The organism is Methyloceanibacter caenitepidi (assembly GCF_000828475.1).
GTDB lineage: Bacteria > Pseudomonadota > Alphaproteobacteria > Rhizobiales > Methyloligellaceae > Methyloceanibacter > Methyloceanibacter caenitepidi.
Map to the genome: position 1 here is coordinate 2,941,340 of NZ_AP014648.1, position 23,738 is coordinate 2,965,077.

General features: G+C 60.5%; 37 protein-coding genes. 10 read left to right on the plus strand and 27 right to left on the minus strand.

Annotated elements, in window-relative coordinates; translation table 11 throughout:
- Positions 1 to 25 precede the first annotated feature (25 nt).
- The 27 genes from GL4_RS16935 to GL4_RS14125 form a co-directional block, all read right to left on the minus strand.
- A complete protein-coding gene (locus GL4_RS16935; RefSeq protein WP_156137627.1) occupies positions 26 to 823 on the minus strand; it encodes a hypothetical protein in 798 nt (265 codons plus the stop codon).
- A gap of 78 nt (positions 824 to 901) precedes the next feature.
- Positions 902 to 1,453 carry an acetate and sugar kinases/Hsc70/actin family protein gene (locus GL4_RS14000; protein ID WP_045368402.1) on the minus strand — a complete coding sequence of 184 codons (552 nt, stop codon included), beginning with the start codon at positions 1,451 to 1,453 and terminating at the stop codon, positions 902 to 904.
- Positions 1,432 to 2,361, minus strand: a complete 930-nt coding sequence (locus GL4_RS14005) for a class I SAM-dependent methyltransferase (RefSeq protein ID WP_045368403.1) — start codon at positions 2,359 to 2,361, stop codon at positions 1,432 to 1,434. Before GL4_RS14005 ends, GL4_RS14000 begins: the two co-directional genes overlap by 22 nt.
- Positions 2,358 to 3,095: a hypothetical protein gene (locus GL4_RS14010; RefSeq protein WP_156137628.1), complete on the minus strand. Its 738-nt coding sequence runs from the start codon at positions 3,093 to 3,095 to the stop codon at positions 2,358 to 2,360. The genes GL4_RS14005 and GL4_RS14010 overlap by 4 nt, the downstream gene beginning before the upstream one ends.
- On the minus strand, positions 3,092 to 3,796 hold the full coding sequence (locus GL4_RS14015) for a hypothetical protein (protein ID WP_045368407.1): 705 nt from the start codon (positions 3,794 to 3,796) through the stop codon (positions 3,092 to 3,094). Before GL4_RS14015 ends, GL4_RS14010 begins: the two co-directional genes overlap by 4 nt.
- Positions 3,796 to 5,310 carry a DUF4055 domain-containing protein gene (locus GL4_RS14020; RefSeq protein ID WP_244462626.1) on the minus strand — a complete coding sequence of 505 codons (1,515 nt, stop codon included), beginning with the start codon at positions 5,308 to 5,310 and terminating at the stop codon, positions 3,796 to 3,798. Before GL4_RS14020 ends, GL4_RS14015 begins: the two co-directional genes overlap by 1 nt.
- Positions 5,307 to 6,407: a PBSX family phage terminase large subunit gene (locus GL4_RS14025; RefSeq protein WP_052464580.1), complete on the minus strand. Its 1,101-nt coding sequence runs from the start codon at positions 6,405 to 6,407 to the stop codon at positions 5,307 to 5,309. The genes GL4_RS14020 and GL4_RS14025 overlap by 4 nt, the downstream gene beginning before the upstream one ends.
- A 67-nt stretch (positions 6,408 to 6,474) precedes the next feature.
- The gene (locus tag GL4_RS14030; protein ID WP_045368409.1) at positions 6,475 to 6,801 is read right to left on the minus strand and encodes a hypothetical protein; all 327 of its coding nucleotides are present in this window, start codon (positions 6,799 to 6,801) and stop codon (positions 6,475 to 6,477) included.
- A gap of 32 nt (positions 6,802 to 6,833) precedes the next feature.
- Complete coding sequence (locus tag GL4_RS17780; protein WP_045368411.1) at positions 6,834 to 7,022, minus strand: hypothetical protein; 189 nt, start codon at positions 7,020 to 7,022, stop codon at positions 6,834 to 6,836.
- Between the two features lie 119 nt (positions 7,023 to 7,141).
- Positions 7,142 to 7,810, minus strand: coding sequence for a DUF6456 domain-containing protein (locus GL4_RS14040; RefSeq protein WP_045368413.1), 669 nt, complete (start codon positions 7,808 to 7,810; stop codon positions 7,142 to 7,144).
- A gap of 12 nt (positions 7,811 to 7,822) precedes the next feature.
- On the minus strand, positions 7,823 to 8,065 hold the full coding sequence (locus GL4_RS14045) for a hypothetical protein (RefSeq protein ID WP_045368414.1): 243 nt from the start codon (positions 8,063 to 8,065) through the stop codon (positions 7,823 to 7,825).
- Between the two features lie 7 nt (positions 8,066 to 8,072).
- A complete protein-coding gene (locus tag GL4_RS17785) occupies positions 8,073 to 8,393 on the minus strand; it encodes a hypothetical protein (protein WP_172653362.1) in 321 nt (106 codons plus the stop codon).
- Positions 8,394 to 8,953: 560 nt separating this feature from the next.
- Positions 8,954 to 9,562, minus strand: a complete 609-nt coding sequence (locus GL4_RS14055; RefSeq protein ID WP_045368416.1) for an endonuclease domain-containing protein — start codon at positions 9,560 to 9,562, stop codon at positions 8,954 to 8,956.
- Positions 9,562 to 11,004 (minus strand): replicative DNA helicase, encoded by a 1,443-nt coding sequence (locus GL4_RS14060; protein ID WP_045368418.1) that lies wholly within the window; start codon positions 11,002 to 11,004, stop codon positions 9,562 to 9,564. The genes GL4_RS14055 and GL4_RS14060 overlap by 1 nt, the downstream gene beginning before the upstream one ends.
- The gene (locus tag GL4_RS14065) at positions 10,976 to 11,299 is read right to left on the minus strand and encodes a helix-turn-helix domain-containing protein (RefSeq protein WP_045368419.1); all 324 of its coding nucleotides are present in this window, start codon (positions 11,297 to 11,299) and stop codon (positions 10,976 to 10,978) included. The genes GL4_RS14060 and GL4_RS14065 overlap by 29 nt, the downstream gene beginning before the upstream one ends.
- Positions 11,296 to 11,856: an MT-A70 family methyltransferase gene (locus GL4_RS14070; protein ID WP_045368422.1), complete on the minus strand. Its 561-nt coding sequence runs from the start codon at positions 11,854 to 11,856 to the stop codon at positions 11,296 to 11,298. Before GL4_RS14070 ends, GL4_RS14065 begins: the two co-directional genes overlap by 4 nt.
- A gap of 32 nt (positions 11,857 to 11,888) precedes the next feature.
- A complete protein-coding gene (locus GL4_RS14075) occupies positions 11,889 to 12,200 on the minus strand; it encodes a TSCPD domain-containing protein (protein WP_045368425.1) in 312 nt (103 codons plus the stop codon).
- Positions 12,197 to 12,532, minus strand: coding sequence for a hypothetical protein (locus tag GL4_RS14080; RefSeq protein WP_045368427.1), 336 nt, complete (start codon positions 12,530 to 12,532; stop codon positions 12,197 to 12,199). Before GL4_RS14080 ends, GL4_RS14075 begins: the two co-directional genes overlap by 4 nt.
- Positions 12,532 to 13,017, minus strand: a complete 486-nt coding sequence (locus GL4_RS14085; protein WP_045368430.1) for a hypothetical protein — start codon at positions 13,015 to 13,017, stop codon at positions 12,532 to 12,534. Before GL4_RS14085 ends, GL4_RS14080 begins: the two co-directional genes overlap by 1 nt.
- Positions 13,018 to 13,503, minus strand: coding sequence for a RuvC family protein (locus GL4_RS14090; protein ID WP_045368433.1), 486 nt, complete (start codon positions 13,501 to 13,503; stop codon positions 13,018 to 13,020).
- Positions 13,504 to 13,506: 3 nt separating this feature from the next.
- Positions 13,507 to 13,839, minus strand: a complete 333-nt coding sequence (locus tag GL4_RS14095) for a DUF2312 domain-containing protein (RefSeq protein WP_082025679.1) — start codon at positions 13,837 to 13,839, stop codon at positions 13,507 to 13,509.
- 20 nt (positions 13,840 to 13,859) lie between these two features.
- Entirely contained in the window at positions 13,860 to 14,360 is a 501-nt protein-coding gene (locus GL4_RS14100; protein ID WP_045368436.1) for a GcrA family cell cycle regulator, read from the minus strand.
- Positions 14,361 to 14,831: a helix-turn-helix domain-containing protein gene (locus GL4_RS14105; RefSeq protein WP_045368438.1), complete on the minus strand. Its 471-nt coding sequence runs from the start codon at positions 14,829 to 14,831 to the stop codon at positions 14,361 to 14,363.
- 134 nt (positions 14,832 to 14,965) lie between these two features.
- Positions 14,966 to 15,448: a hypothetical protein gene (locus GL4_RS14110; protein ID WP_244462627.1), complete on the minus strand. Its 483-nt coding sequence runs from the start codon at positions 15,446 to 15,448 to the stop codon at positions 14,966 to 14,968.
- 144 nt (positions 15,449 to 15,592) lie between these two features.
- The gene (locus GL4_RS14115; protein ID WP_045368449.1) at positions 15,593 to 15,988 is read right to left on the minus strand and encodes a hypothetical protein; all 396 of its coding nucleotides are present in this window, start codon (positions 15,986 to 15,988) and stop codon (positions 15,593 to 15,595) included.
- Between the two features lie 311 nt (positions 15,989 to 16,299).
- On the minus strand, positions 16,300 to 16,800 hold the full coding sequence (locus tag GL4_RS14120; protein WP_045368451.1) for a GIY-YIG nuclease family protein: 501 nt from the start codon (positions 16,798 to 16,800) through the stop codon (positions 16,300 to 16,302).
- Positions 16,797 to 17,006, minus strand: a complete 210-nt coding sequence (locus tag GL4_RS14125; RefSeq protein WP_172653363.1) for a hypothetical protein — start codon at positions 17,004 to 17,006, stop codon at positions 16,797 to 16,799. Before GL4_RS14125 ends, GL4_RS14120 begins: the two co-directional genes overlap by 4 nt.
- A 108-nt stretch (positions 17,007 to 17,114) precedes the next feature.
- On the opposite strand from GL4_RS14125, the gene GL4_RS14130 reads away from it, so the two are divergent.
- The 10 genes from GL4_RS14130 to GL4_RS14175 all read left to right on the plus strand — a co-directional run bounded on the left by GL4_RS14130 (position 17,115) and on the right by GL4_RS14175 (position 23,198).
- Positions 17,115 to 17,723 (plus strand): S24 family peptidase, encoded by a 609-nt coding sequence (locus tag GL4_RS14130; RefSeq protein WP_045368456.1) that lies wholly within the window; start codon positions 17,115 to 17,117, stop codon positions 17,721 to 17,723.
- Between the two features lie 151 nt (positions 17,724 to 17,874).
- Positions 17,875 to 18,252 (plus strand): hypothetical protein, encoded by a 378-nt coding sequence (locus tag GL4_RS17275; protein ID WP_156137632.1) that lies wholly within the window; start codon positions 17,875 to 17,877, stop codon positions 18,250 to 18,252.
- A gap of 423 nt (positions 18,253 to 18,675) precedes the next feature.
- Positions 18,676 to 19,080, plus strand: coding sequence for an HNH endonuclease (locus GL4_RS18280; protein WP_082025680.1), 405 nt, complete (start codon positions 18,676 to 18,678; stop codon positions 19,078 to 19,080).
- Positions 19,077 to 19,379 (plus strand): hypothetical protein, encoded by a 303-nt coding sequence (locus tag GL4_RS16945; RefSeq protein ID WP_052464586.1) that lies wholly within the window; start codon positions 19,077 to 19,079, stop codon positions 19,377 to 19,379. Before GL4_RS18280 ends, GL4_RS16945 begins: the two co-directional genes overlap by 4 nt.
- Before the next feature lie 292 nt (positions 19,380 to 19,671).
- Entirely contained in the window at positions 19,672 to 20,103 is a 432-nt protein-coding gene (locus GL4_RS14150) for a hypothetical protein (RefSeq protein WP_045368457.1), read from the plus strand.
- 486 nt (positions 20,104 to 20,589) lie between these two features.
- Complete coding sequence (locus tag GL4_RS14155) at positions 20,590 to 20,793, plus strand: hypothetical protein (RefSeq protein WP_045368460.1); 204 nt, start codon at positions 20,590 to 20,592, stop codon at positions 20,791 to 20,793.
- On the plus strand, positions 20,790 to 21,632 hold the full coding sequence (locus GL4_RS14160; RefSeq protein ID WP_082025681.1) for an ERF family protein: 843 nt from the start codon (positions 20,790 to 20,792) through the stop codon (positions 21,630 to 21,632). Before GL4_RS14155 ends, GL4_RS14160 begins: the two co-directional genes overlap by 4 nt.
- Positions 21,629 to 22,321, plus strand: coding sequence for a lambda exonuclease family protein (locus GL4_RS14165; protein WP_082025682.1), 693 nt, complete (start codon positions 21,629 to 21,631; stop codon positions 22,319 to 22,321). Before GL4_RS14160 ends, GL4_RS14165 begins: the two co-directional genes overlap by 4 nt.
- A complete protein-coding gene (locus GL4_RS14170; protein WP_045368462.1) occupies positions 22,315 to 22,830 on the plus strand; it encodes a hypothetical protein in 516 nt (171 codons plus the stop codon). Before GL4_RS14165 ends, GL4_RS14170 begins: the two co-directional genes overlap by 7 nt.
- On the plus strand, positions 22,827 to 23,198 hold the full coding sequence (locus tag GL4_RS14175) for an HNH endonuclease (protein WP_052464589.1): 372 nt from the start codon (positions 22,827 to 22,829) through the stop codon (positions 23,196 to 23,198). The genes GL4_RS14170 and GL4_RS14175 overlap by 4 nt, the downstream gene beginning before the upstream one ends.
- The last annotated feature ends 540 nt before the right edge of the window (positions 23,199 to 23,738 follow it).

Consider the following 23,738-nt stretch of genomic DNA (forward strand, 5'->3'; position numbering starts at 1 on the left):
TCCCGAGACAGCGGAAATCCTTTTGCTACCCGGCCTGTGAGAGTTCCGGGAATTTCGATTTGATCGCGTCGCGGCGCTCTTCCGGGCTGCCGCCAAAGCTGCCTTTTTGCGGGCCTGCGCCGGGGCCGCCCGCGCTGCCCTGCATCCCGCTACCGGATTGGCCGGAAGCATCAAACGCCCGGCCGAACGTGTCGGACGCCTTCATTTCGGAAATCAGGTCCTTGATGCCCATCGGCGTGCCCTTGGAGTCAGCGATGCGGGCATTGCCCTCACCGTCGACCACCTCAACAACGAACTTACCGTCCGTTTCCTTGACGCGGGTGTGGCGCTGAACGTGCGGCAAAAGGAGGTCAACCGCCCCTTTAGCTTCGGCGAGCGCCGCCGTCGCCACCTGGTCGACGAGAAGCTGCTGAACCGTGCCGGCCAGATGCCCGATGCGCTCATCCCGAGACGCGATCTCGCCGTTGTGCTTTTCCAACAACTGTGCCTTCGCCGCTTCGAACTTCGAGTTGGCGATCTTGTCGGCTTCCTTGTTGGGGTCGATCTTCTTGAGTTCTTCCAGTTCTTCGAGCGCAGCGCGCGCCTTGTCGGGGTCGAGATCCTTGAACTTGACCACGTCTCGTTCAAGCTTCTCCCGTTGTGTGCGCTCCTTGCCGAGCGCCGTCTTGAGCCCGTTTACATCCTCAAGGGCGTACCCTTCGACGGACTCCACGTTGAGCACGAACTTGCCTTCCTTGCCTTCGTCGGCCGTTCCCGGCCGGTACTCTTCACGAAGGCCCTCACTCACGTCTTCAAGCTTCTCAATAACCGCTTTCAGTGCCATTTCATCCATCCCGGATTTGATCGGGCGTCCCGCCCACGAAAAAGCCCGCATGACGCGGGCCGCTCATTGCCGATGCGGCTACTGTCCCAGCAGCCATTCAGGGGTCGGCGGCCCCAGCAAATCCTTAGTGCGCCCGCTCATCGAGCGGACCTTGTCCTGCATGTAGGGCAGCGCTTCCTCGAACCGCCGCAGATAGCGTTGCGCGGACGGCCAGCCTTCCCGGCCGTCGATGCGGCCCATGCGCATATCCATCGGAATCCCGCACATGACGATCTTGCCGAACCCGTCCTCGAGCGCGTACTTGACCGCCACGCCGCCAGACGATGGACAACGGGACGCGCCGGGCCACCTATGCGCCACAACGACGTCGACGCCCTTGCCCTTCTCATGGGCCACGATCCGCTGTGCTACAGGGTATCCGTGCGCCGAGCGCTCCGCCCGGTAGTCGTCCATCCATTCCGGGTGAAGCGTCACCCAGGCATAAAGTTCACCGGGCCAGACAATGCCGGCCTGTTTCGCGGCTATAACCGCGTCGTATTCACCGACCTGCAACGCCGCCTCGATGTCGTCCCAGAGGCATTGCGCCGATCCAAGAACGAGGCAGCGTCTCAGCCCATCAACTGAAGGCATTTGTCCAAGCCTCCAGGCTCAGGCTCCTTACGCCAGTGCTTGTTACCGATGTCGATCGCGACGGCCCTATTCCCGGCTAATACAAAGTTCCAGGGGCGCAAATCGTCGTGCCAGCGCCCGCCGTTGCCAAGCCGGGAAACCTCTGTCCTGACGCGCTCCTGGGCGTCTGTAGGCCATGCCATTCCGAGCTTGACCGCGTTCCAAAGATTGATGCCAGGAACGAACGGGCGTTCCTCGCCGCGGGCGAACCAAATGCGCGCCTCGCTATCCGATAGCGTCACCTGCGCCCGTACCTCCGGTGCGCCGCGCTCGGGCGCGTCTACGGTTTGCATCGCAATCGTCTTGCGATCCGTTCCGTCGACCCGGTACATGATCCGCTCGGCACCGGCTGTGACATGCGAGCCGGTACGTCTGACCTCAATGCCGCTTTTCACTGCGTCCTGAATATCCTTGTGGTTGCCGCGCTCCAGCGCCCCTTTGTCGCCGGGGCCTGGCGTCTCAACGATGATCGCCCGCGCCATATCCTTGAATGCGTCCAGCGCGACCCGCCAATCCGGCATGTGGTGAAGCACGTTCAGGGCCAGCACGACGTCGAAGACCTCGCACTGCGCCAGCTTGGCCAAATCCGCGCCGGTCATGCGCCGGGACAGGACAACGACGTTCTGCAGCCCGTTCGCCTTGGCCAGTTTCGGCAGTTCGGCCCGGTTGTCGACCGCGACCACGGTCGCATGCGGGAAGTCTGACGCGATCCGAAACGAGAAATACCCGAGATTTGCGCCGAAATCGAAGACCGTGAAGGGTCGGCTGTAGCGTTCGAGCTCGGCATGGATCGGCGCATATCGTGACGCGCATTCCCGTTGGAACGGCTCGCCGGTAGGCCCGCCGATCCAGGTCTCTTGATACCTCATTGCCAGTGTTGCTCCGGGCGAGGTCGAACCAAGTCTCGCTTCGGGGACCGCCCGTGTTTCTTGCGGTTGCCCTTGGCGTGGTCGAACCACTGTCCCAACAGGCCGTTGACCATCGGGTGCGTCGTATCCCTGCCCTCGCCGGACAGCGACTTCATTCCGACCCCGGCTTCCTTCACGACCTGCTCGAGCACGAAGCTGTCATGCCATTCCGGCAGGCTGAACAGCCCATCGTCGGCATACATCGCCTCGAAACGGCCGATCATTTCCTCGTGCCGTTGATGATTGCAGTTCAGCATATAGAAACCCGTCTCCGGGTACATCGTCGCCCGGTCGAGCCAAGCAATCCATTCATCGCCCTTCGGGGCTAGGTCTTCAAGGTCCTTCATCGTGACCGGGGAGTGCGTCAGCACGTCACCGTCTACCCAGATCAGCACGTCCGGGTGTGGTACTTTCGCGGCATGGCAAACCGCAGCAACCTTGTGCGCGAACCGGACCGCATCCATACGGTAGTTCTGCGTCGGCTTGTCCGCGTGCCGGCGCTTGAATTCCGATAGCCACGGCGACACCGTTTCCAGGTCGATTACCGCGCCTCGTTCTACCGCATGGCCCCAGCCTTCCGCGTAGATCGCAAGATCGACGGCGTCCGGCCAGTTATCCTCGAAGGTCGAAATCATCCGGCGCCCGTAGAGGTCGAGCCCCTTGCGGTTGAACGTCGAGACGACCAGAAATCTCACGCGGCCCACCGTTCCAGTTCAAGCCGCCATTCGTCGGCGTAGGGTGTGTCTTCGTACCCGGTCATAGACGGCACCCCGTCCGTGAAATGCACGATGTTGGGCTCGATCGCAGGATCAGAGTGACCGGCCAGCCAGTTCCAGGACGGCTCCAATTCTCCGATATGTTCGCCTTCGAGCCAGCAGAACCGATGCAAGTCCCGACCGGGAACCCCATTGATAAGCTCTAGCGTCAACCCACGATTAGACGGATGATCCACATTCCACAGGCAAACTGAACTCCAATTTTTTCTGGCGTACCGGGTCTGAACCTGCCCGTCCATCTTCACGCCTTCGTCCGGCCGGTGATCGTGCTTGACGACCATCACAGCCTTGGACGGGTCTGCCTGCTCGAACAGTTCCTCAACATCCGAACGGAACAGCATGTCCGCGTCCGTGAACAACGCCCATCCGCTTCCGGCCAGATACGGCACCAGGAACCGCGAGCACGCAAATTCGGTGCTCATCGGCGCACCTGAGATAACGTCCCAGAGCTTGCCGTCACGGTACTCCGTTGGCCGCGTGTAGAGCCCACGGGCCCGCAAATCGGACAGCACAAGCCCACGCACCGCAACATCGCACGATGCGTTCCGCACAAGCGAGTGCCGCGCAACAGCAAACGCATCCGCCTCGCGCGGGTCGAACCCGATAAAGACGGATCGCATTACGCGGCGTCTTCCATCGGCGGGCCGTCCGCTTCGTTCGGCTCACCGGGGATTTCCTCGGTGATGCGCTTAACTTCTTCGTCGTAATCCCACTCAACCGATAGGATGCCGCGGCGCTTGAACTCCTCGCCCAGCGTCTGCCCCGACAGGTCACCGCGCTCGCGCATCTTCAGCAGATTGTCTGGGTCTTTCTCGTCGGACAAGCCGACATCGAAGTCCGTGTCGACAACGACTGTCGGGCCTTCCGATTGTCCCAGCCACTTGGCCGTCAATGCCCACGCATTCTCCAGCGCGTCTTTCAGGTTCAGCGCCCATGCCTGGATAACCGAGTTCGCCTTGTCACCGGCAAATGCCGCGGTCGTGACCGTGATGTTCCCTGTCTTAGCCGTCAGCGGCTGGCGCCCGAGTTCGCGAAGCTGCTGTTCTGTGGCTTCAACGTCGGCGGCCAGGAACTTAAGGGATTCAGCGTTCGGCTCGATGAACTGCCACTCTCCGTGCTCGCCTTCACCGTTCGGCGGGGCGTACAGCACGGACTTCGGGCCGATCGGCACGGCCTTGGCTTTCCCGTCCTCAAGAACAGGAGCAACGCCGTTGCCGGCCAGCATCGGGAAGCACGCCTGCTCCTTGATGGACTTGAGGTTCGTTTCCTGCTGGAAGTGTTCGATCTGTAGGTAGGCCGCGTCCTGCATGGGCGGCACGAATTGCCACGTCCCTTCAATGCGGCGACCGGCGATAAACGGCACCATCGGAATGACGCCGATGGAGATCGGGCCTTGGTCGACCAGATCCCAACTCGACGTCTTCGCGCCGGAACTCGCAGACGATGTCTTCTGCTCGTAAACTTCGAACGTCGCCGGGGCGTAATTGATCACCGCGCCGTCCGTATCGACGATCGGCTCCCGGTTGTAGACCCGCACGCGATTCGTGATCGTCTCGCCGTACCCGTCACGGGCCTTGCCCGTCTCTGCAATGCGGACGTGAACCAGTTCTTCCTTCGCCCCGATACGGGCGGAGTAGACCGCCAGGACGCGCGGGGCCTCGACATGGACCCAATAGGGGCGCGCGTTCATGCTACGCTCGTCGGCCAATGTCGTGCCGGGTCGCATCTTCACGTAGTCGACCATGATCCAGTCGACGGCGTTGTTGATTCCGGCAAAGAACGACCGGCCCGCAAAGGTGTGCAGGTGATTCCCCGCCCCGTCGATGTCCTCCGCGATCTTCTTGAAATCGTCCGGGGCGTCTTCGGCTAGCGCCACTTCCTTCGTGAAGGGCTTTGCGGCCAAGGTCTCGATGATGTCGCGATAGATGTTGGTAAACTTCGCGTTAGCTACTCGGTAGGCGTAATCAGCGTCGCTTTCGTTCGGAAACTTCGGTAGATACGGGTTATCCGCCCCGCTCTTCGCAGCACGCATGGCCTTGGCGCCGGCAACGATGTCCGACACCATGCGCCAATACGGCTCCATAATGTCGTAATCGCCTGAGCGATTGTTCGGCCCTAGTTCTGTCGTGCTCATGCGTAGTTCCCGTATGTGCCGAAGACAGGGGCGGCAGGCTGTCTGCGCACGCCCTCAAGGGCGTACCGCAGCGCGTCAATGACGTGGTTGTCCTTGTCCTCCAGGACCGGAATGACCTCGTTTGTCAGCGGGTCCGTCTTCCACGAGTACATGGACAGTTCGTTGATCGTCTTCTCGCAGCGCGGATGGACCACGATGTCCTGGCTTTTCAGGAACTCGATGCCGTCCATTACGGACCCGGCGCCCTTGATCGACTTCGTGATCTTCGGATAGCCGTGCCGGCGCATGTAATCGATTGTCTCTGGACGGGCGCTATCAGCGCGTATCGTCCAATTGCGGGCCATGCCCGGCTTGTCAGGGTCTATCTTGTCGAACAGGTCCGGCGTTCTATCGATCGGGCACCCGACCTTGTAAGCCTCACGGTCTACGAACAGCGTTCGCCCTTTGAGGTGAACCCGAATCAAAACCGTTGGGTCAATCGAGAAACCCCAGTCCGCGCCGAAATAGAACGTCGCGTCGTCTGGCGTCTCGAACTCTTCGACCTTCCAATTGCTGAATACACGCGCTTCGCTCGACCGCGCATATTGACCGCACCAGACGTGCGCGTATTTGTCAGGATCGCGCCGCTTGTCGCGCTCCATGTCCGACTTGAGCGGATCAGCGAACCACGGGTTATCCCAATAATTCGCCTCGATGCAGACGAAGTTGTCGTCGTCCTCGCCTTCCCGGAATAGCTTCTCTACCGGGTCTTTCTCGGTCTCAGGGTTCCACGATGCCCAAACTTCCGAGCCGGGAACGCGAAACGTCGGAATAGCCACATCGAGAGACTTCTGGCTGATCGAATGGGCCTCTTCCATCCACAGCCGCGTAAAGCCTTCCATCGACTTGACCGTCGAAACCGTATGCTTCCGAAGGCCCTTGAAGACGAACAGAGAGTCGTTGGCCGGATAAACGATCTCCGTATCCGTGACCTTGAACGCGCCCCGAAGACCGAAGAACTCGATCTTGTCCTCGATGAGCTGCTTCACCGAATCCGCTATGGAGTTCTGCACCTCACGGGCACACACGATGCGCTGGTGACTTCTCACCGCTTCCATAACGGCTAGCGTTGCGAAGAAATGCGATTTGCCGCTGCCTCGGCCGCCTTTGGCCCCCTTGAAGCGCCTAGGCTTCAGAAGCGGGCTGAACACCCTCGGGATCTGCGGTTTCAGGATCAGCAATGGTCCATGCAACTTCCGCCACCTCTATCGGGCCGCCGTCTTTGCCGGTGTGCTCGATGCTCGCCAGCTTCGAATGGCAGTACGGGGCGACCTTGTAGGCGGCATCGACGCGGACAGCCTGCGAGTTGTTTTCATCGCGCATGACCGACAGGAGGTACTCCCGCGGCGTCAGTCCACTCGCGGCAATAGCCGCACGCTCAGCCTTGGTCGTCTTGTTGACCGACCCCTTTTTACGCCCTGCACCGGGGCGCTTGCCGCCTCGCTGCGCCATCTGATTTCCTTTGATTTCCGTTGATTTGTTTTTCAGGCCCGCCTCGGCCTAAACCCGTCCCGTTCCTCGACCAGCCGCATCGTCCAGACCATCAGGTCATCGTCGATCGCGTCCGGCCCTACCGCATCCCGTGCAGCAAGTACCGCGTCCCGAAATACAGGGCCCGCCTTTGCTGCGTGGTTGTTCTTGAGCAATATCGCGTTGCGTTCGGCGCGAAGCATTGCGGCTCCTAGGCTCGGGCAACAAAAAACCCGGTCGCGGATTTCTCCGGCCGGGGCGTAATTCTGCAATCTTGGTGAAATACATACCCTTGCCGCCATGGTGGGGTCAAGCACTTTTTTCACTCCGTTCCATTTTTCCGCCACTCGGCCTCGTCGACCTCGGCCCGTTCTCCGCGCGACACGATGCGCGGACGCGATGGCGGCGCATAGTGCGCGGCGAGCCGATCGAGCCCAATCCGCAAGACCTCGATCAGGGCCGCACCCGCCTCGTTCGCGTTCCGGCGGCCGAACAGCTTCATCCCGAGATCCTTGACCTTCTCACCGGCAACCGCGAGCGTCACAACCTGCACGACGTCCCGCAGCCCGAGGCCGAGCGCCGCGTTCGCCGCGTTCACACGATCCATCGCCTTAGCCCGTGGCTCGGACGACAGGAACCCCGGCACCTTGCCCGCGAACCCCGAACCGGTCGCGTTGAAATTCACAACCGGGCTCTTGAGCAGCCCCGCGTTCCAACAGTCCTCGCGATAGCGGTCCCCCGCCTCGAACTGATCGAGCGTGATAGCGCCGGTGCCGCGCAAGCTGTCGAGCGGGGCGTCCGACAACCGCACCACGCCGTCCTGGCCGGTTCGCACGTCGCGGCCGGCTTTGCGCAGCCGCTCAGGCGTCGCCGTCTCCCGGAAACGCGCCTCCCTCGCTTCGGCCTGTTGCGCGGCCAGCGGTCCCGGCAGCGGCTGGACGCCCGGCCGGTACTGCTTCCGCGGCTTCGAGTTTTTCCTACGCTTCGCCATACTCGTTCCTCGCTAGTGCACCGTGTCGCCGTTGTCGCAATCGTGTTCCTCGAGCGCGTGCTCGGCACACTCGTCCCGGAACGCCGCGTCCTCCGCCAGCCGGAAGAACGCACCCAGCAGCGCCAGTGCCTCATCGGGCGCCTCTGCCACGGTTGCCGGCATCAACAATCGCCAGCCCTCGTCCGGCGACCACACCATCGCCCACGCATCCCGCTCGAGAAGTATGGGGTCGTCCGTTTCGGTTTGATCGGTCATCGTTTCCTCATTTCGGATAGATCTCCGCCACGACAACCTCATCGCCGCTCTTCTCCGCTGCCACGAAATCGTAGTATCGGCGCCGATCGTGCCTGTTGGCGTGCGCCTTCAGCCGTTCGAAATCTGCCGTCCCCGGCCTCACCGCATAGCCGCCGTCGTCGGTGCGGCGCCACGGCCTGTCAGCCTTCGGCTTCAACAAGGCCGTGATGTAGGGCACGGGGTCCTTTGTGCCGACGCGCTCAGCCTGCTCGACGGCACGCAACACCTCTTCCGGCTTGTGGTCCTTGAGCCATTTACCGATCTGACTTCGCGCCCTTGGCTCAGGCATCCCAAGCGCCACGAGCTTGGCAGGACACTCACGCCAAACCGTGTCCGTCAGGGCTTGGTGCGCCGACCTCGGCGGCGCCGAACCGTTAGGTTCGGAATATCTCTGGCCTCTGGCCTCTGGGATAAGGGGTGGCTGTTCCTCCACCCTATCGACCACCCTAGGGGGTGGTTCTTTTTTCCATTTGTTTTTAGCGTGTTGCTTATTCCTTCTACTACCTTCCAACTCACCTTCTGTTGCTGCCTTAACGCCGTCCTTACGCTTCTTCTCGTCCTTGGTCATCCGCCTGGAGTAGATCGTGCCGTTGCGGGTTCGGCTGAATACCCCATGCTGCTCCAGTTCTTGGACGCAGGTCCGTGTCTGGTCGCATGAGGCTCTGGCGAGCGCCGCTAACTGCTCGTCACTCGGCTTCATTCCGTTCACGAGAAGATGGCCGTATGGGTCGGCTTTATGCATCAACGCAAGCATCTCCATCCAAATACCGCGGGCGGCTAGGCTGCACATGCCAAGCCGCTCGTCGGACTGCCAATCCGACGGATAGAATTTCATCCACGGTCGGGAAGTCATTCATATTCCTTCCGCCACGGCTTACCGGCATTGGCGGCATTCCTTGCTCTGTCTCGCTTCTCCTCTTCTCTCGCTGCGCGCATGAACTCCCACTCGCGCACTTTGGCACCAACAAACCCGATCACCTCGTAAGCGCATTTGGTGGGGTCGCGCCAAATTTCGCTGCCGGTATAGCGGAGTAAATGCAGGTCGTTCTGCACCATGAACCGGTCGCGCTTCTTATCGTTCGCAGCTTGCTTTTTCGTCTTTTCGTGATAGTCGTGTCCGTCACATTCAACGACCACGGCGCAGTAGTTGCCGGCGGCATTGCAGCCCACGACGACGAAATCGGCGCGGTATGGTCCAACCTCGACTTGTGGCGTGATGACGACCCTGCACGCAAGTTTCCTGGCCTCGTTAATGCAATCGTCGAGCGAGCGTCCAAGGCAAAAATCGATCGTCACTGGCGGGAAAGAACATTGCAGGCTGTGCACGAGAAAGCCTGCGCACATGAGACGTTCGATAGGGGTCAGATCAACCGCACTCGACATCGCCATACCGAATACCCGCCGGTAGTTCGCTATTGAGTCCTCCACGATCAGCGCAATCTTCTCGTCCGTATCCATTAGACAACCCCTTCCGTCAGCCGCTCTTGCACGGCCAGGTCTTCGAATTTCGTCAGCTTTGCGTCGAACCGGACCTCGACTGATCCTGTCGGGCCTTGGCGCTGTTTCGGCACAAGAATCTCGGCCTTCGCCTTGGCCTTCTCCATGTCGCTCTGCCACTCGAAATACGAGGCTGCGTTCTTGTCGGTCGGCTCGGCCTGGGCGATGTAGTATTCGTCGCGGTAGAGGAACATCACGACGTCGGCGTCTTGTTCGATCGATCCGGATTCGCGCAAGTCAGGAAGCCGGGGCCGCTTGTCGTCCCGCCTCTCGCACTCACGGCTCAACTGGCTGAGTGCCAAGACGGGGATTTCGAGTTCCTTCGCGAGCGCCTTTAGCTGGCTGCTGATTTCGGTGATCTCCTGGGTGCGGCCGTCGCGGCGCTGAGACCCGGACACAAGCTGCAGGTAGTCCACGACCAAGAGACCGATGCCGTGCCGGCGCTTCATCCGGCGAGCCCGGGCGCAAAGCTGGGTGATCTTGATGCCGCCGGCCTCGTCGAAGTAGAGCGGGGTCGGGCCCAGCTTTTCCTCGGAGACCTGAAGGATGCGGTTGAAGTCCTCGGGCGATATGGCGCCGCGGCGCAGCCGATCGGCGGGGATTCCGATCTCCGTTCCGATCAAGCGGAACATGACCTCGCGAGCCGACATCTCGCAGGAGAAGAACCCGACCGGGCAACCGTCCTCTTCCTTGGTCTCAATGAACCTGCGGGCTGTCTCATAGGCGATGTTGGTCGCGAGCGCCGTCTTGCCCATGGCAGGTCTAGCGGCCAGGATCACGAGCTGCGCCGGGGCGAGCCCACCAAGCAAACTGTCGAGATCGCGGAGGCCGGTCGATTGCCCTGCCATCTTGCCGTCGCGCTGGTATGCCGCTGCGATGGTGTCGATCGCATCGGCTGCGGCCTCGAGCATCGTTACCTGGTGGTCCGACGCCTTGCCCTTCTCTGCGATAGCCGCCAACGCGGTCTCGGTGTTCTCGACCAGTGTGTCCGGGGTCGTTTCAACCGGTGCGTCCATCGCGGCCGCGATAAGCCCCTCGCCTATCTCGATCAGGCGGCGGCGTTGTGCCAAGTCGTAGACCACACGGCCGTCCTGCCACGCCAGTTGCGGCGGCGGTGCGGCCGCTGCGAGCCGTCCAAGATATGCCGGTCCCTTCAGTTCGCCGAAGTCGAGCTCGGCCACGTCCGTCTTGAGCGAGATCGGTGTTGCGCGGCGCCGGTTCAGGATCAGCCGCTTGATCGCCGCAAATAATTCCGCGTGCCCAGGGTCGTAGAAGTGTTCCTCGTCCAGCCAATCCGAGACGCGGTAGAACACGTCGTTCGTAATCAGCATGGCGCCGAGGATCGCTTGTTCGGCTTCAAGATTATGAGGCGGTTCACGCAGCACTGCGGTCCCCTTCCCCATTGGACCGTGCGGCCATGTATTTGTGGATGACCCGGCGGACCCCGGACTTGTCCCGGTTGCCGAAGAACCGACCGATCTCGGTGTATCGTCTCTGGAGGACGTGACGGCACTGATAGAACGCTTTCCCACGAGGCTCGATAAGCCGGTGTTCCTGGCTAGCCCCCCGCAGATCCTCAACGGTAACGCCGAACTCAGCGGCGACACGCTTCGCGATTCCCATCATCGGGCGGTCCTGCCCGTCCCATTGCCCGGCAACAACCTCGCAGGCTTCTCTCCAATCTTGGGCGTGGGTCATGCTGCGGCCCCCGTGTTGCTGGTTTCGAGGGGATCGAACTTTCCGACTTCATCGCCCCAAGAATCGAATCCAGGTCTGCGGGTGCGGGCAAACAGGTCCGCACGGAAGCCAAGGCTTGGACAGCAGCGATCGATTGCTTCGTAGAACTCGTCTGGCTTGCGAGAGTGTTCGCGCGCCAGGCCATCAATCAATGACGGGAACGGCTTGTGGTGGGGGTTCCCCATGGTGCCGACAAGCACCGGCTCATGCATCGTGCGTACACGATAACCAGTGCCGATTCGCACCTTGCCGTTTACGGTCGTTTTTCTCCAAACAATCTCGGATTTGTAGGTGAAACCCCACGATTCCATGACCTGCAACGCGAGCGGCAACATGCACCCAGTCGCCCACAAGAGAAGCAAGCAGTCACCGCGCGCCAAATCACCCACGGGCAGCGCCTTAATTTCGGCAAGCGACATGACCGAGTAGTGAGGGTCGGCCCCCTTGCCAGTGCCCGCTTCGGAATAGTTCTCGAAGTCCCACGGGGGGTCAGCCACGATCAACTCGTACCCGAACATCCGCAGTTTTCCGAAAGGCCACGTTCGAACGCTCACCCCTGCTCCCCTTTCGCAAACATATCGAGGAACTGGCCCATCAAGCCTTGGGGTGACCCGTCTTCGTGCCGGCACATTGCGTGCGCGATGGTCTCAATGGGAATCCCGCCTTGTAGCGCCATAGACACTGCGATTGCGGAGTCGCGCATGTAGACCTGGAGGTCGGTGCCCGCTTTTTCGCAGTTCAGGAAGACCTCGCCGGGCCGCCCGTCTTCGTAATAGCCAACGGTGGCGTGGTAGCTGGTGCGGCCCACCTTAAAGCGGAAGTTCTCGCTTCTGCGCCGATCTGGAAGTCGCTCACGGGTCATTTGGGCGCCTCCGCAACAAGCCCCGCCTCGCGCAAAACCTGCTCTATGCGCGAACGTCGCGCTTCTACGCCATGCAAGCTGAGCACGCGCCGTCCAGCGGCATCGCGGATGTATGTGAACTTGTTACTGATTGCCTCTACTCGCCAAGGAAGCGGGGCATCGGTTGGCGGCGGCGGGGCTGGGGGAGTAAAGTCTTCCTCGACCCAAACCCGCTTCCAGTATTTCATCGTGACTGGATGGTCTTCCGCTTCGTCGCGGCTCTTGAACCGACGCAGCGTCAGGATGGCACCGTTCTTGGTCTCGCCTTTGACGACGAAGCGCAGCTTGGTCATTACGCCTCCGCCCGTACTTTGGACCGGAGACGATCGACAACGCTCTGTGCGGCGTCCCCTACGCTTACAAAGGGGTCGGGGAGTTCGACGACCTTCTGGCGTTGCGCCAATGCTGACCGCTCGAAAGGCGGATCGCCCATGAGGCGCTGCGTCAGGTCGCGATTGTCGTGGACCATGACCGACCGGCGCCGCTTCAGTTCTTCGTCCGAGATCGGCCGCGCTTCCGTCTTGTGGTGCGTTGCCGCGGGCGTGCGGATTTCCTCGTTAAGCCGCGATGCGGCCCGACCCCTGTAGACGGCGCGACGCGCGTTCTTCTGCTCGCGATAGCCGGGAATGATCCGCAGCTTCAGCCATTCATAGCCGACGCCGAGCTCTGCTCCGAGACGCCTCCACGTCCACGTTTCCGGGTCCGCCTCGCGTAGCGCACGCGCCCGCTCAACGATCTCAGCTTCCTTATCAACTTTGACGATGTTCCCCTGTGGCATTTACGCTACCTCCTGTGCCATGCGGTACTCTTTGCCATTGTTGAACCACCACAGCGCCATGAGCGCGGCTTCGGCCCTACCCTCATCTTTCTTGCGCTCGAATTGCTGTGCGGCGCGCGGCAAGCGCTCGATAGCGACACGTCTGGCGTGGTCCTTGTCGGACGAGACGCCCATCGCCTTCTTCCACCGCTGAGGCGTGACAGGCTCATAGGGAATCGACATTCCCTGGAGCACGCCAAGTGCGACACCGTAGGAAGTGCCGAAGCGGAACATGCCCGATACGCCTTGCTTCGGCATTGCTGAGACCTGTTCGATCACGGCGTACTCAACGTCGCGCTCGCTGAGAAATCGTTGGATGGCATTGCCATCCACTAGCTTCTTTGCGCCCGTACCCATGACGGGCATGTCGCAGGTCTCACAGTCGTATTCTTCGTTCACAACTGCGATGGCGCCCGAGAAGCCTGGGTCGATCGCTGCAATAATCATGGCCTACACCGTGGCTTCGGCCAGAGCGGCAGGCTCGGCGCGGTGTTCGGTGTGGTCGTCTTCCGCGGCGTCCGCATCATCGAACAGGTCTGCTTGCATCCCGAGGGCGTGCATGTAGGTCGCCAGGATCGCCTCTTCTTCAAGGCGCTTGTGCTCGTCAGCCTTGCGCATAGAAACGAGCTTGCGCAGCGCCTTCACGTCGAAGCCGGTAGACTTCGCCTCCGCATAGACTTCCTTGAGGTCTGCCGACAGCGCGGCCTTCTCTTCCTCAAGACGCTCGATGCGCGACACGAAGGCGCGAAGCTGCTCCTTGGCCGATGTCTGCAAGATGGTCATGGTCCGGTCTCCTTCGATGGCTAGGCTGGTTGAAACTGTCCGAAGTTGAATTTGTCCGCGGCGCCCTTGCGGCGCTTGGGAACGGGGACGCGGGTCATGCGGTGGTGGGCTTCGCAGTACGGACGCCCCGCCATAGCTTTGTTGCCGCAACAGTCGCCCGTGGTCTCGTCACGGCCCCACAGCGGAAAACGGCACTGCCCCGGCTTCGTCTCCATGAACGGGACCCGCGCCATCGTTTCGGGATGACGGGGTGGCTCGGCCACAACCGGGAGGGCACCGGAGGACTCAGGCCGAGCCTTGCGCGCGGGGGACGCGCTAACTGATTGTTTTGCGACGAGGCTGGCGTGCTGTTTTTGCGTCGTCTTTGGTGTCCGTTTCGGGAGACCAAGCAGTCTGATTTTCGTGTTGACCGAGTCGCGGGTCTTGCCGACCGCGTCGCCAATCTTGCTGTTCGACAATCCCGCTTTGCGGAGCCGGATCAACGTCGCGACCTGATCGTCTGTCCATGGGGTTCCGCGCATCTAGACCTCCCATCCTGGGATTTGGGGGAATGTCTCGCCGGCCTCCAGGCGCTTCTCGTGGGCCTTGCAGGCGTGCATAACTGTGGTGTGGTCGGTGCGGTTGTAGAGTCGCGCGATGGCCGGGAACGAAAGGATCGTGAACCGGCGCGTCAGCCACATGGCGTGCTGCCGAGGAACCACAATCCGCGTCTCGCGAGACACAGACCGGAGCTCCGATATGCGAATCCCGTACCTATTCGCTACCGCCTTCCGGATCTTCTCGCCGCGGCCCAAGGGTAACGCGCCGACCTCGTCGAGAAGGTCATCGTATTGCTGCCGAAGCTGCGCGTTGCGACGCTGCAACTCAGCGATAATCAAATCCTTCGGGTCGGTGTCGGCAGGCAACACGAGCGGTGTAGGTAGTGCCACCCCGAATAGCGCCGCCCTTGCTTCCTTCGCGCGCTCTTTAACGCTCGCCTCGATCGGTCCCATTTACGCCTCCACTAATTTACTGGTGATGGAAAACTGCAGGCCCTTGGCATGGGTGCTGGACGGTGCGTGCAACGGCACCAAGAGCCAGGCTATGGCCAAGCCAATGACTAGAATCTCGTTGAGGATGGAGGAGGTCATGCGGCCTCCAGAATTGGTGCGTCAGACTTGGGCCGTTCCGGGAAGGCGTTTCGGCCACGAAGTTCACGACAAACCTCGCGCACGATCTCGTCGCCGGTCAGCTTGCGCACCAGCAATGGAACGATGCGGCACATCGCTTCGCGCTTCTTGATCGGGACGCACATTCGGTGCGCGATCGATGCTGTCTCGTCACGCCACAGCAGGTCGATCAGCGGAACGGTGATTGTGCGGTCTACCTCCGCGTGGTTTCGATATGGGCATGCCGAGCGGGTCTCACCGTTCTCGACATCAAAACAGACGAGGCCGGTCTGGTATCTCGTATGGGCTGAGACCTCGTCACACCACTTCGGCGCGATCCCGACCCAAAGTTCCGGCAGCACAGCGCTGAACGTTTTGACCTGATTTTCGAGGCGGTCAAGAACGTCGCGGCTTGATTTCAATTCGAGCCCGGCGATGTGGTCCTTCTGGATGAAGGCCATGTCGATCCGGCACTCGTTCACGACGAGCTCGTGCACGACGCGGCACCCAGGCCAACGCGCCCTGCCCCACTTCGTAGCGAGGTCGCGCATCGCCAACTCTTCCGAGGAACGGTTCGTCGTCATCCGCGCCCCCGTGAGGGGCGGCTAGCCCGCTTTGCGCATCTTGACGATGGCCTTAGCCAAGTCGATCTCAGCGCGTGAGATTGGCTGGATGGGTTGCTCTGATCGAACGACGTAAAGCCCGAGGCGTTCCCGATCTTCCGCCGAGGCTGTTTTCTCAAACTCAGCCGCGCGCCTGTCCTGCCATTCGAGCGATGCGTTGTAGAGGTCCGCGTACTCGTAAGCCCCGATCTTCCGGTAATACGCTTTCTCGACGAAGTAGTACGGACGCCGCAGCGCGATTGCCGCGCGGCATATCCTGTCTTTGATTTTCTCGCCTTCGATGAAGGGCTTAGCAGCGGCAACGACGCGCTCATGGCCGTCCTCCTGCAAAATTGTCAAACTTACCGCACCGCACAAATGGCTGATTAGCAGGGACATCAACTCACCCCCACGCTTTACTGAACACACGTCGGAAACACGTACTTGCGTTGCCGGCGCTCACTAACCAGGAGGGACAAAGTGCAGCCAAACGGAGAAGCTTCCCCGCGCTCAGGTGGCGCGCCTTGTCCCTCCGCCCCCTCACTCAAGGGCGGTACTCACTCAACAAACGCAGTCGACCCCGGCGCCTTCAAAGGAACCGAGAGAAACGGCGACATGGTCATCTTGAAATTCGAAAGGCTGAACCTCGTGCAGCCGCGGTGCGGCGCAATCGGGATTGCCTACTGTCTGTCGGAATTGGTGGAGTGAGGTCATGTGCTCGACTCCGCACTTAAGACATCAGCAATCACGGCCAACGTCTCTTGCGGAAGGACGCGACGGCGGTCCCTCCATTTCCATATGTCGTATGAGGTAAGGCCAGTGGCTTTGACTAGGCGATCCCAGCCATGCTCACTCCTAAACGAACCAACGGCATCACAAAGAGACTTAGGAAAATGGTGCTCGACATATGCCGCTTCATCGAAGTCACCAACTGTCTCAGTAATGAAGTTCATTACTTCGGGCGTCGGATGAAACCACTCGCTACGTATGCAATACTCGGCCAGCAATTTGTGGGCCGATTCTTCCGCTCGCTGAGTCGCTTCCTTTGCGCCGAGCCACTTAAGTTCATGTGGCGACGCATATTGAAGCTGCTTCATCCGGTAGTAGACAACGCCGCTAGTCCAACCGATTTTCACAGGACCAAACGGCGTCACCTGCAAGAAATACAGGTTGCCTATCTTCGTATCCCTGTTCTTGAGCGTCAGTCTCATTCTGATGACGCCTCCACAACAGGCTCACCGACCACCTTGATAGGGTTTCCTTCGATGTAGGCTTGGATTTTTCGAAGCGTCTTGAGCGTCACCGTGCTGCCGCCGCGCAGGCTATCAACCAGCTTGCCGTCATTAGCCGCGAGCCGCCCGAAGGTGCTTTCGGCCATGCCTTTCGCCTTCGTGTAGGCTTCGATCTCGCGGAGCACGTCTTGTTCGTTTGTAAACATCGACGCAAACCCTAATGGGATTGTTCCCATCTGTCAATGGGAGCGATCCCACGTGCATGAAATTCCTTGGATGGGCAAAATCCCATTATGAATAGGACATGGCGCGACAGGGTAATCGAGCTAACAGACCGGCTTTTGGCGGAAGGCGGGAACCTGAAAGCCGCGTCCAAGGCAGCGGGACTAAATGAGACAGGGTTCCGTGACCTAAGGGAGAAAGTGACCGACCCTAGGGTTGATACTCTCCAGAAGGTTGCCGCATTCTTCCGCGTGCCGCTCATGTGGCTAATCGAGGGCCGTGAAGACGGACGCATTCCCGTAATCTCGTGGATCAGCGCCGGGGCACTCGCCCAGCCTCGCACGATTGTGGACCCGGAAGACGTATTAGGCTATATTCATCAAGACTTTGACACTCGCGGAGACTGGATAGCTTTGCGCGTCCAGGGCGATTCGATGGACCGGATTTCGCCCCCAGAGAGCGTTATCTTGGTGGACCGCAAGGATAAGAGGCTTATCGCCAATGCCTGCTACGTCATTACAGACGGAGAAAGCGGGGACGCAACCTATAAGCGGTACAGGCCAGATCCGGCCCGATGGGAGCCTGTCTCCACGAATGCCGAGCACGAGCCCATCTACGTGACGGAAGACAGCAAGCCTACGGTTGTCGGTCGCGTCCGCCGCACCCTTCTGGATATGTAGTCCACACCGCAGAAAAGCTGCCGATTCTGGGGACATTTCCCATCTCCGACGACAAAATGGGATTGTTCCCATTTTTGTGCTTGACGGGTGGGATTGTTCCCATTAGGATAAATCCCATCCTCAGTAACGGGGAGCGAACGGAGGTTGGATCGTGAAATTTGTCTGTCCGGTATGCGGTGATGAGTTCGAGCGCGACAGGGACCGTAGCGACCGCACGTCGGTGTGTTCCCGCAAGTGTGCCAGCGCGCTGGGCAACGCCCGCAGGAGCATCAAGACAACTCCAGATACACGCTCTCGCCAATGGGAGCAGAACAACCCCGAAAAGCGGCGCGCCCAGAAGACAGTCGAGAACGCATTGAAGGCAGGCCGCTTAGAGCGCCAACCATGCGAGCGGTGCGGCGCTGAGAAGGTTCACGCGCACCACGACGATTATTCGAAGCCGCTCGACGTGATGTGGCTTTGCCCGAAACACCACCGCGAACGTCATCGCGAATTGGATGCAATGGCCGCCTCTACGGAGGCCGCTTAGGAGAGTTCCTCCCGAGACCCAGACCATCGGGTCTCACCCTAGCTGGGGCCGGGATTCATTCAGTGTAGAGCGTAAGTCCCGGCCCTTCTTTTTTGGAGATTGAACGAGTTGAGACAGTTTTCATGAGGGGCGGCGTGGAAAACCGCAGGCTGATGGATTGGGGTTATCCCGGTCGAGCCAGGAGACACGCATTCCAGTGGGGGTTAGCGACCCCAGGTCGGTGACGGAGAGTTGGGTGCCTTCACCATTCGCCGGAGTAGCGACCGGCCCCCTCTTGAAAGCTGTTTACCGCACAAGCGATCCAGCGGGCCTTTAGCGAATGGGATCGCACCTTTGACGTCCGAAGCGTCAGAAAACCCAAAGACCCCGGTTCCGGCTTTCCCCAAATCGACGGGGCCGGGGTCAACCTAAACGGAGAATGTGATGGGACAAGAGCGAGGAATCCCAGGGTGGCCAGACTACAGCGTGACCGACGATGGTGTCGTGTACGCCACCGGGACCAACTGGCGGGGCTACGGCAAGCGCGTTCTAATCCAGCATTTGAACGCCTACGGCTACCCGACCGTGCGGCTGAAAACGTCGACTGGCTGCCGTAGGCGGAAAACAGTTCACGGGTTGGTTGCCTCTGCTTTCCTGCCGCCCAGGCCATCGCAGGCACACGAAATCCGACATATGGACGGCAACAAAACGAATAACGAAGCCAGCAACCTGGCGTGGGGAACGGCCAAAGATAACGCGGACGACCGGAGGCGTCACGGTCGCACATCGCGTGGAAGCAGGCACTCAGAAGCCATTAAACGAGGGTTCGCGGAAAGGGTTCAGCCATGACCAAACCGACTCCAGGACCTTGGAGAATTAGCGAGAGCGGTTCGGGTTATGTCGAGCCCGGCATAGACATCGTAAGCGATTGTCCCTGGACCGTTACGGCGGTTCTAACCGACTGCCCTCACTACGAGGCCAACGCCCGCCTGATCGCAGCGGCTCCCGATCTTCTGGAAGCCGCACAGAAGGTTCTAGCCGGACTCCACGAACGCATGAAGGAAGCCAGGGACGCAAAAGAAGCTGTCCCCGTATTCGACGGCATCGCTGATCTGTCCGACGCAATCAACAAGGCGAGTGACCGATGAGCGAGACCGTCCAGAAACCGTGGCCAATCGAAATAGCTTTGACCGGCGGGGAGCAAATGCCGGACGGCACGATGGTCGCAAGTTTCGTGTGGCCAGCCGACAGGCCATTGAATGTCGGGCATAGCGTCCGCTTCAGCTTGACACCCGTATTTCCAGAGAAAGGCGAGTAGCGATGACACTGCTGATCGCGATTTTGCTCATGTACTACGTCATCGGCATTGCCAACCCATTTGCCTACATCGGCGTGGTCTTCCTCTGGTTCGCACACCTTTGCGTGAAAGGAAGCTGAACGATGAGCCCCTATCTCGAACCCGCACCCCGCAGCCAAGCCCGTGTCCTTCACGACATGCTGGAACGTGGAGACATGTACGAGATTGTCGAACTAACCGGCAATGGACCTGAGCCTATCGGGGAACGGTATCGGTTTTCGCTAGCAGAATGCGTGCGTGACATCGCGACGATGGATGGAATTTCGGGACGGGCTCTCGCTGTCGTTTGCCTGAACTTCTGCTGCGCTACTTCGGAAGTCATCGACCACGATAAGCTCGTATCCGAGGTCTACACCTACATTACCCGAGAGTGTTTGGACGATCCAGACCAGAAGTGGGACTGCCCATTCCTTGATGAGAGTTGGCCTGACTGGCGGAACGAATTTCGCCGGGAATGGAACCATGAACGTCAGGCCAAAGACGATGCACGCTTCTACGCGAGGACGGGGACATGAGCAAGAAAGACGGCGGACCTGCGCCGTGCGCTTGGTGTGACCGCCCCTCACATATCCGCCAGGGCCGAATTTTGCTGTGCGCTATGCATTACCGCTTTTCGTCCATGCGGACCAGAGCCACGCGCGACGGCAAATATGTTCCCACACGCGACGAGATCGAAAGTCTGATCCCCTCGCCCTTCGTCTGTATCGGATGCTCGCGTGAGATGAACTGGCTTCGCAGCGACGGGGCATCAACTCAGGTGACGCTACAGCACGACAGGTCAGGCAAACTTAGGCTTATTTGTTTGGGTTGCAACACGCGGCACGCCCATCACCCGGACGATAGCTATTACGACGTGCCAGATGGGCACAAGCGATGTGGTCGGTGTGACCGAGTGCTGTCTCGCGAACATTTTGCAGTCGATAAATCACGTGCAGTCGGGCTCAAGGCTTGGTGCAGAAAGTGCTCCCATGACAGCCATACCGAATGGAGAAAGAAGAACCGTGACCACTACAACGCAAAGCAAAGAGAAGGCAGAGCCCGTCGCAGCGCCAAGTGAGATCAGTCTTCGCGATTGGTTCGCTACGCACGCGCTCGGCTTCGGGTTCGACTGGACGAATGTGCACGAAACAGGCGGGTATTCTGAGGCCGCGCAGGTTGCCTACGAGATTGCCGACGCGATGCTTGCCGAAAGAGACAAGCCATGACCCTCCCCCAATACATCCAAGACGGCGCCGACCTATTAGAACAGCGCCACAACGAAAGGACATCCGGCATGGGTACTGAGTTAGCCGAGAAGCAGGAAGTGATGCGAGTGCACGAGGCGGCACAAGCGCCAGTGCCGGCCGATCCCGCAATTGGGCTCATGGACGTTATCAGCCGCGCCGCGAGCGATCCGAATGTGGACGTGGAGAAGATGCGGGCCCTGCTGGACATGCGCCGGGATCTGGAGCGCGACGACAACGCCAAGCGGTTCAACGAGGCCATGAGCGCGGTTCAGAAGGCCGTCCGTCCAATTGCGGCGGATGCGGCCAACCCGCAAACGCGCAGCAAGTACGCCAGCTATCCGGCGCTCGATAAGGTTCTGCGACCGATCTATACGCAGCACGGCTTTGCGCTCAGCTTCGACACCGGGGATGCGCCGCAAGAAAGCTACGTGCGCGTCGTGTGCCACGTCTCATGCGAGGGCCACACCCGCACCTATCACGTCGACATGCCGGCCGATGGCAAGGGCGCCAAGGGCGGCGACGTGATGACGAAGACGCACGCCGTCGGGTCCGCCATGTCCTACGGCATGCGCTACCTGCTCAAGATGATTTTCAACGTCGCTGTCGGCGAAGACGACGACGATGGGAACGCCGCGGGCGCGGGGCCGAAGGTCACGGACGAACAGCGGGCAAAGCTCAGAGAGCTTGCCGACGAGGTTGGCGCGGACGTCGAGAAGTTCTGCAAGTACATGCGCGTGGAGAGCCTTGCCGACATCCCCGCGGCACAATTCCAGCGGGCGCTTGACGCCCTCGAAGCGAAGCGGGGGAAGGCACAATGAACCGGCTGGACTTCGAACAAGGCTCGGATGAGTGGAAGGCCGCGCGTTGCGGGTCTCTTGGCGCGTCGGCGCTACACGAGGCGGTTGCCAAGACCAAGAGCGGCTGGGGGGCCGCGCGCGCGAACCGCATGGCGGCGCTCATTATCGAGCGGCTGACCGGCATCCCGCAGGACACCTACCAGAACGCCGCGATGCTGCATGGGATCGAAACCGAGCCAGAGGCGCGGGACGCCTACGAGTTCCGTACTGGGGCCGACGTTGAACTGTGCGGCCTCGTCCTTCACCCGGCGATCGACGGCACGCACGCGAGCCCTGATGGCCTTGTCGGCGCCGACGGTCTTGTCGAAATCAAGTGCCCGCAACCGGCGCAGCACCTATCGACGCTGCTCGGTGAGACAATCCCCGACAAGTACGTGAAGCAAATGCAATGGCAGATGCGGTGCTGCGAACGGGCTTGGTGCGACTTCGTTTCATACTCGCCCGCGTTCCCCGAGGCCATGCGCCTCCACATCCAGCGAGTGAAATACGACGGCGCGCTTGTGTCCGCACTGGAGACGGACGTGTCCGCGTTCCTTGTCGAGGCCGACAAGAAACTGGCGGAGCTTCGCAAGATGTACGGCGCAGAAGAACCGCCGCTGGTCAGTCACAGGGAGATGATGCGCCAACTGCAGGAGCCCCGCCCATGCTGATCCCCGTCGCGTGCCTATGGAAGAACGGCGCCTTCATCCCCGCAACGAGCTACCAGCTTAAGCGGTGCCAGGAGCACTTCGAAGACGGCAAGCGATACGCGCTGATCGAACATCAAGAGCGGTCGATCAACAGCCACAATCATTATTTCGCTGCGCTCCATGACGCATGGCAGAACCTTCCAGAAGACATTGGCGTCGACTTCCCGACGGTCGAGCACCTGCGCAAGCGGGCTTTGATATCGACCGGCTACTACGACCAACGCTCTGTCGTGTGCGCCGACAACGAAGAGGCGCGGCGCGTGGCCGCATTCATTCGGCCCATGGACGAGTTCGCGCTTGTGGCCGTGAACGGTCCCGCTGTCGTCGTCCGCACCCCCAAGAGCCAGACGTACCGAGCGATGGACCGCAAGACCTTTTCGGAGTCGAAAGAGAAGGTTCTCGGTTGGGTGTGGGATCTCGTCGGAGTCGACCCTGACACAGGGAACAGGGAGGCTGGGCAGGCGGCGTGACCCCCTACGACCTCATAGCCCCGCGCAAAACTCTTACGCGAAAGCAGAAGGCGGACATCTTCGTTCGCGAGGACGGGATCTGCCACATCTGCGGCGAACGGATCGACGCGGTGAAAGAGCCTTGGCACGCGGATCATGTGATCCCGCGGGCGATCAGCGGCAAGGACACGCTCGAGGAATACAAGCCGGCGCACCTGGATTGCCACGGCGAGAAAACCAGCCAAGACCGCAAGGACATTGCCAAGTGCGATCGCATCCGTGCCGACAGGCTCGGCGTGCCGAAGACACGCAAGGGGCGCCCCCTACCCGGCACCAAGGCGAGCGGGTGGAAGAAACGAATGGATGGTTCTGTTGAGCGACGAGACTAAAATTTGCGAGGTCTGCGGCATCCGATTTGCCAGATCAGGCTTGGGATATGCGATCAGCAATACCCGTTGGCGCGAGCGGCGCACTTGCTCGCACAGATGTGGCGTTGTGAAGATGCACGCTAGCAAGGGCAACTACCGCCACGGGCATGCTCGACAGGGGCGCGTTTCTCGCGAGTTCAGTGCATACCGGGCAATGCTGGCCCGCTGCTACAACGCAAGCCACAAGGATTACCAAAATTACGGCGGTCGCGGGATATGCGTCTGCGATGCGTGGCGCGCTAAGAATGGCTTCCAGTCGTTCGTCGCTCATGTTGGTCCTTGCCCAGATGGTTTGACATTGGACCGGGTCGATTCAAACGGGCCATACGCACCAGGGAACGTCCGGTGGGTCACAAGAAAAGAGCAGTCCAGGAACCGCCGCATAACTGCCAGCGATGACGGAAAAACCATTGCAGAGTGGTCTGAAATTCTCGGCATCAACTACCACACATTGATGGACCGATGGCGTCAGGGCGACCGAGGGGAGCGCCTACGCCGCCC

What these genes read in the sequence shown, in the direction of transcription:
- GL4_RS16935 (WP_156137627.1), bottom strand. Translation starts at nt 823, where the DNA reads ATGGCACTGAAAGCGGTTATTGAGAAGCTTGAAGACGTGAGTGAGGGC.
- GL4_RS14000 (WP_045368402.1), bottom strand. Translation starts at nt 1,453, where the DNA reads ATGCCTTCAGTTGATGGGCTGAGACGCTGCCTCGTTCTTGGATCGGCG.
- GL4_RS14005 (WP_045368403.1), bottom strand. Translation starts at nt 2,361, where the DNA reads ATGAGGTATCAAGAGACCTGGATCGGCGGGCCTACCGGCGAGCCGTTC.
- GL4_RS14015 (WP_045368407.1), bottom strand. Translation starts at nt 3,796, where the DNA reads ATGCGATCCGTCTTTATCGGGTTCGACCCGCGCGAGGCGGATGCGTTT.
- GL4_RS14020 (WP_244462626.1), bottom strand. Translation starts at nt 5,310, where the DNA reads ATGAGCACGACAGAACTAGGGCCGAACAATCGCTCAGGCGATTACGAC.
- GL4_RS14025 (WP_052464580.1), bottom strand. Translation starts at nt 6,407, where the DNA reads ATGGAAGCGGTGAGAAGTCACCAGCGCATCGTGTGTGCCCGTGAGGTG.
- GL4_RS14030 (WP_045368409.1), bottom strand. Translation starts at nt 6,801, where the DNA reads ATGGCGCAGCGAGGCGGCAAGCGCCCCGGTGCAGGGCGTAAAAAGGGG.
- GL4_RS17780 (WP_045368411.1), bottom strand. Translation starts at nt 7,022, where the DNA reads ATGCTTCGCGCCGAACGCAACGCGATATTGCTCAAGAACAACCACGCA.
- GL4_RS14040 (WP_045368413.1), bottom strand. Translation starts at nt 7,810, where the DNA reads ATGGCGAAGCGTAGGAAAAACTCGAAGCCGCGGAAGCAGTACCGGCCG.
- GL4_RS14045 (WP_045368414.1), bottom strand. Translation starts at nt 8,065, where the DNA reads ATGACCGATCAAACCGAAACGGACGACCCCATACTTCTCGAGCGGGAT.
- GL4_RS17785 (WP_172653362.1), bottom strand. Translation starts at nt 8,393, where the DNA reads ATGCCTGAGCCAAGGGCGCGAAGTCAGATCGGTAAATGGCTCAAGGAC.
- GL4_RS14055 (WP_045368416.1), bottom strand. Translation starts at nt 9,562, where the DNA reads ATGGATACGGACGAGAAGATTGCGCTGATCGTGGAGGACTCAATAGCG.
- GL4_RS14060 (WP_045368418.1), bottom strand. Translation starts at nt 11,004, where the DNA reads ATGGGGAAGGGGACCGCAGTGCTGCGTGAACCGCCTCATAATCTTGAA.
- GL4_RS14065 (WP_045368419.1), bottom strand. Translation starts at nt 11,299, where the DNA reads ATGACCCACGCCCAAGATTGGAGAGAAGCCTGCGAGGTTGTTGCCGGG.
- GL4_RS14070 (WP_045368422.1), bottom strand. Translation starts at nt 11,856, where the DNA reads ATGTTCGGGTACGAGTTGATCGTGGCTGACCCCCCGTGGGACTTCGAG.
- GL4_RS14075 (WP_045368425.1), bottom strand. Translation starts at nt 12,200, where the DNA reads ATGACCCGTGAGCGACTTCCAGATCGGCGCAGAAGCGAGAACTTCCGC.
- GL4_RS14080 (WP_045368427.1), bottom strand. Translation starts at nt 12,532, where the DNA reads ATGACCAAGCTGCGCTTCGTCGTCAAAGGCGAGACCAAGAACGGTGCC.
- GL4_RS14085 (WP_045368430.1), bottom strand. Translation starts at nt 13,017, where the DNA reads ATGCCACAGGGGAACATCGTCAAAGTTGATAAGGAAGCTGAGATCGTT.
- GL4_RS14090 (WP_045368433.1), bottom strand. Translation starts at nt 13,503, where the DNA reads ATGATTATTGCAGCGATCGACCCAGGCTTCTCGGGCGCCATCGCAGTT.
- GL4_RS14095 (WP_082025679.1), bottom strand. Translation starts at nt 13,839, where the DNA reads ATGACCATCTTGCAGACATCGGCCAAGGAGCAGCTTCGCGCCTTCGTG.
- GL4_RS14100 (WP_045368436.1), bottom strand. Translation starts at nt 14,360, where the DNA reads ATGCGCGGAACCCCATGGACAGACGATCAGGTCGCGACGTTGATCCGG.
- GL4_RS14105 (WP_045368438.1), bottom strand. Translation starts at nt 14,831, where the DNA reads ATGGGACCGATCGAGGCGAGCGTTAAAGAGCGCGCGAAGGAAGCAAGG.
- GL4_RS14110 (WP_244462627.1), bottom strand. Translation starts at nt 15,448, where the DNA reads ATGGCCTTCATCCAGAAGGACCACATCGCCGGGCTCGAATTGAAATCA.
- GL4_RS14115 (WP_045368449.1), bottom strand. Translation starts at nt 15,988, where the DNA reads ATGTCCCTGCTAATCAGCCATTTGTGCGGTGCGGTAAGTTTGACAATT.
- GL4_RS14120 (WP_045368451.1), bottom strand. Translation starts at nt 16,800, where the DNA reads ATGAGACTGACGCTCAAGAACAGGGATACGAAGATAGGCAACCTGTAT.
- GL4_RS14130 (WP_045368456.1), top strand. Translation starts at nt 17,115, where the DNA reads ATGAATAGGACATGGCGCGACAGGGTAATCGAGCTAACAGACCGGCTT.
- GL4_RS18280 (WP_082025680.1), top strand. Translation starts at nt 18,676, where the DNA reads ATGGGACAAGAGCGAGGAATCCCAGGGTGGCCAGACTACAGCGTGACC.
- GL4_RS16945 (WP_052464586.1), top strand. Translation starts at nt 19,077, where the DNA reads ATGACCAAACCGACTCCAGGACCTTGGAGAATTAGCGAGAGCGGTTCG.
- GL4_RS14150 (WP_045368457.1), top strand. Translation starts at nt 19,672, where the DNA reads ATGAGCCCCTATCTCGAACCCGCACCCCGCAGCCAAGCCCGTGTCCTT.
- GL4_RS14160 (WP_082025681.1), top strand. Translation starts at nt 20,790, where the DNA reads ATGACCCTCCCCCAATACATCCAAGACGGCGCCGACCTATTAGAACAG.
- GL4_RS14165 (WP_082025682.1), top strand. Translation starts at nt 21,629, where the DNA reads ATGAACCGGCTGGACTTCGAACAAGGCTCGGATGAGTGGAAGGCCGCG.
- GL4_RS14170 (WP_045368462.1), top strand. Translation starts at nt 22,315, where the DNA reads ATGCTGATCCCCGTCGCGTGCCTATGGAAGAACGGCGCCTTCATCCCC.